Source organism: Leucobacter sp. M11 (genome assembly GCF_035726885.1).
Taxonomy (GTDB): domain Bacteria; phylum Actinomycetota; class Actinomycetes; order Actinomycetales; family Microbacteriaceae; genus JAPFRB01.
Map to the genome: position 1 here is coordinate 250,660 of NZ_JAPFRB010000003.1, position 3,116 is coordinate 253,775.

General features: G+C 70.0%; 4 protein-coding genes. 1 reads left to right on the forward strand and 3 read right to left on the reverse strand.

The annotated features are described in order from the left end of the window. Both OOT08_RS09490 and rpsF read right to left on the reverse strand, forming a co-directional pair. Positions 1-367, reverse strand: a 367-nt coding sequence (locus OOT08_RS09490; protein WP_325092406.1) for a single-stranded DNA-binding protein, incomplete at its 3' end; no start/stop codon positions are given. Positions 368-369: 2 nt separating this feature from the next. Next, positions 370-714 carry a 30S ribosomal protein S6 gene (rpsF, locus tag OOT08_RS09495; protein WP_442916235.1) on the reverse strand — a complete coding sequence of 115 codons (345 nt, stop codon included), beginning with the start codon at positions 712-714 and terminating at the stop codon, positions 370-372. 197 nt (positions 715-911) lie between these two features. Between rpsF and OOT08_RS09500 the strand changes: the two genes are divergently transcribed. Further along, the gene (locus OOT08_RS09500) at positions 912-2,114 is read left to right on the forward strand and encodes a glycosyltransferase (protein WP_325092408.1); all 1,203 of its coding nucleotides are present in this window, start codon (positions 912-914) and stop codon (positions 2,112-2,114) included. Positions 2,115-2,234: 120 nt separating this feature from the next. On the opposite strand, the gene OOT08_RS09505 is transcribed toward OOT08_RS09500, so the two are convergent. Continuing rightward, the coding region (locus tag OOT08_RS09505) for an inositol-3-phosphate synthase (RefSeq protein ID WP_325092409.1) at positions 2,235-3,116 on the reverse strand (882 nt) is incomplete at its 5' end.

A 3,116-nucleotide genomic window follows, 5' to 3' on the forward strand; every position in this document is an offset into this window, starting at 1 on the left:
GGGACTGCGCCCGGGTGACCTGTGCGGTTGCGTAGCGCAGGCTGGGACCGATCTCGTCGACCTCCAGCTCGATGCTGCTGCGCTTTTCGCCCTCTTTTGTTTCGTAGGAGCGCTGCTTCAGGCGCCCGGTTGCGACAACGCGGGACCCCTTCGTCAGCGAGCTCGCCACGTGCTCAGCGAACTCGCGCCACACACTCGCACGCATAAACAGTGCCTCGCCGTCTTTCCACTCGTTCGCCTGACGGTCGAACGTGCGGGGAGTCGAGGCGATCGTGAAGGTAGCCAGGGCGACCCCACTGTTGGTAAAGCGCAACTCGGGGTCGGCAGTGAGGTTGCCGACCACGGTGATCACGGTCTCGCCGGCCATGGCTAAGCGCTCAGCTTGTTCGCTGCGCGGGCTGCCTTGGCAGCGTCACGCTTCGCCTGCTCGGCGCGCTGGGCGATGCCCTCGTCGGCGCGGAGCACCTTCGTGCGCAGCACGGCCTCGCTCAGGTTCAGCTGGCGGTCAAGCTCAGCGGTCACCTCGGGGGTCGCGGTGAAGTCGACGACGGCGTAGATGCCCTCGGCCTTCTTCTTGATCTCGTAAGCAAGACGGCGCTTGCCCCAGATGTCGGTGTTCTCCACCGTGCCACCGCCGTTGCGGATGACGTTGAGGAACTTTTCCAGGCTGGGAGCAACCGTGCGCTCGTCAACCTCCGGATCCAGGATCACCATAAGTTCGTACTGATGCGTCACTAACCCACCTCCTTCGGACTTCGCGGCCACAGGATTTCTGTGACAGGAGGGTAATTGTGCATCGTGTCCCGGTAACGGGTACCAGGACAACCTCTACACTCTAGCATCCGTTTCCCCGCCGGCCGAGCGATTCTCCTCAGAAACCGCCCGCGTGCCCGGCTCGCTAGGCTGAGGTCGTGCGTATCGCCCTCGTCTCCCTGCACACCTCACCGGTGCACACCCCCGGCAGCGGCGATGCCGGGGGGATGAACGTTGTCGTCGCGGAGACCGCCGCGGCGCTCGTCGCCCTCGGGCACGAGGTGGACATCCTCACCCGGCGCACGCACCCCGCCGAAGCCGCGCTGCGCCGCATGGACTCCGGGGCCCTGCTGCGCGTCATCGACGCCGGGGAGCCGGACCTGGCGAAGGCAGCGCTGCCGTCCGTAGCCCAGGAGTTTGGCCGTGCCGTGGCCGCCCTGCCACGCTTTGACGTGGTTCACGCCCACTACTGGCTGAGCGGCCTTGCCGCCGCTCCGGCAGCCGCGGCGCACGGCGCCGCACTCGCCATCACCCTGCACACCGTGGGCGCGCAGAAGAACGCCCGCCTCGCCCCGGGGGACACCCCGGAGCCCGAGGCGCGGCTGCGCGCCGAGCGTGAGCTCGTGCACCGTGCCATACCGATCGCGGTGAGTTCCAGCGAGGCAGCGGCGATCAGCGCGGGCTACGACGTACCCCGCGACCGGATCGCCGTCATCACCCCCGGGGTGGACACGGAGAGGTTCCGGCCGGAGGCGGCCACGGGCTTCGCCGCGACGCTCGGTGAGCCGGGCGCAACGCGGGACTGGCTCGCGCTGCTCGGCCGCGTCCAGCCGCTCAAGGGGCAGGACCTCGCTATCCGCGCGCTCGCCGAGGCCCGCCGCCTGCTGGGTGAGGCGCACCCCCTCGGCCTCGTGCTCGCGGGGGAGGCCACCCCGGAGCACGCGGCGTATGCGCGCGGCCTGGCGAATCTCGTGGCCGAGCTGGACCTCGTCGAGCACGTCCGCTTCCTCCCGGGCCAGGCTCGGGCCGGGGCCGCCGCGCTCCTCGCGGGCGCACGGCTCACGCTCATGCCCTCGCACAGCGAAACCTTCGGCCTGGTCGCGCTGGAGTCGGCCGCCTCCGGAACCCCGGTGTTGGCCCCGGCCCACACGGGGTTCCGCGAGTCCGTCGCCGACGGGGTCTCGGGCCGGCTGCTGCCCGACCGCGACCCGGTGCGCTGGGGAGCGGCCATCGCCGAGCTCCTCGGCGACCCCAGTGGCCTGGCTCACCTGTCCCGGAGCGCGCGCTCCCACGCCCTGGGGCACCGCTGGCTCGACAGCGCACATGCGCTCCTCGGGCGCTACGCCTCCGCGACGCGCTGAGCCTCGCCCGCCGGGGAACAGCGAAGCGTTTCACGGGAAACATCCCCGAACGCGACGCAGGGCGCCCCCGGCATACTGCGGGAGCGCCCTGCGTGCGACGTCGTGTTTCCGGGTGAGCGGTTAGGCGGGGGAGTTGGCCGCGAGGAAGGCCTCCAGCTCCGTGCGCGCCACGTCGTCGGGCTTCTGCACGGGCGGGGACTTCATGAAGTACGCGGACGCGGCCTCAACGGGGCCGGCAACCCCGGCGTCGAGCGCCACCTTCGCGGCGCGGATCGCGTCGATCATGGTGCCGGCGGAGTTGGGGGAGTCCCAGACCTCGAGCTTGTATTCGAGGCTCATCGGCACGTCGCCGAAACCGCGCCCCTCCAGCCGCACGAAGGCGAACTTGCGGTCCTCGAGCCACGGGACGTGGTCGCTCGGGCCGATGTGCACGTCATCGTCGCTGAGGTTCGCCGAGATGTTGCTCGTCACAGCGCGGGTCTTCGAGATCTTCTTCGAGGCCAGCCGCGAGCGTTCCAGCATGTTCTTGAAGTCCATGTTGCCGCCGACGTTCAGCTGGTACGTGTGGTCGAGCGCGATCCCGCGCTCCTCCATCAGCCGGGCCAGCACGCGGTGCGTGATGGTCGCGCCCACCTGGCTCTTGATGTCGTCGCCGACGATCGGCAGCCCGGCGTCGATGAACTTCTGCGCCCAGACCGGGTCGCTCGCCACGAAGACGGGGACCGCGTTCACGAAGGCGATGCCCGCGTCGAGCGCCGCCTGCGCGTAGAACTTCACGGCCTCTTCAGAGCCGACGGGGAGGTAGCAGGCGAGCACCTCGGCGCCCGAGTCGCGCAGCGCCTGCGCAACGTCAACCACGGGGGCGTCAGACTCCTCGACCACGTCCTGGTAGTACTCGCCGAGGCCGTCGAGGGTCGGGGCGCGCAGCACCGTCAGCCCGAGGTGCGGAACGTCCGAGAACTTCACGGTGTTGTTCAGGCTGGCCCAGATCGCCTCGCTCAG

Excerpts from the sequence above, each read along its gene's own strand:
- rpsF (WP_442916235.1), bottom strand. The coding sequence starts at position 714 with ATGGTGATCCTGGATCCGGAGGTTGACGAGCGCACGGTTGCTCCCAGC.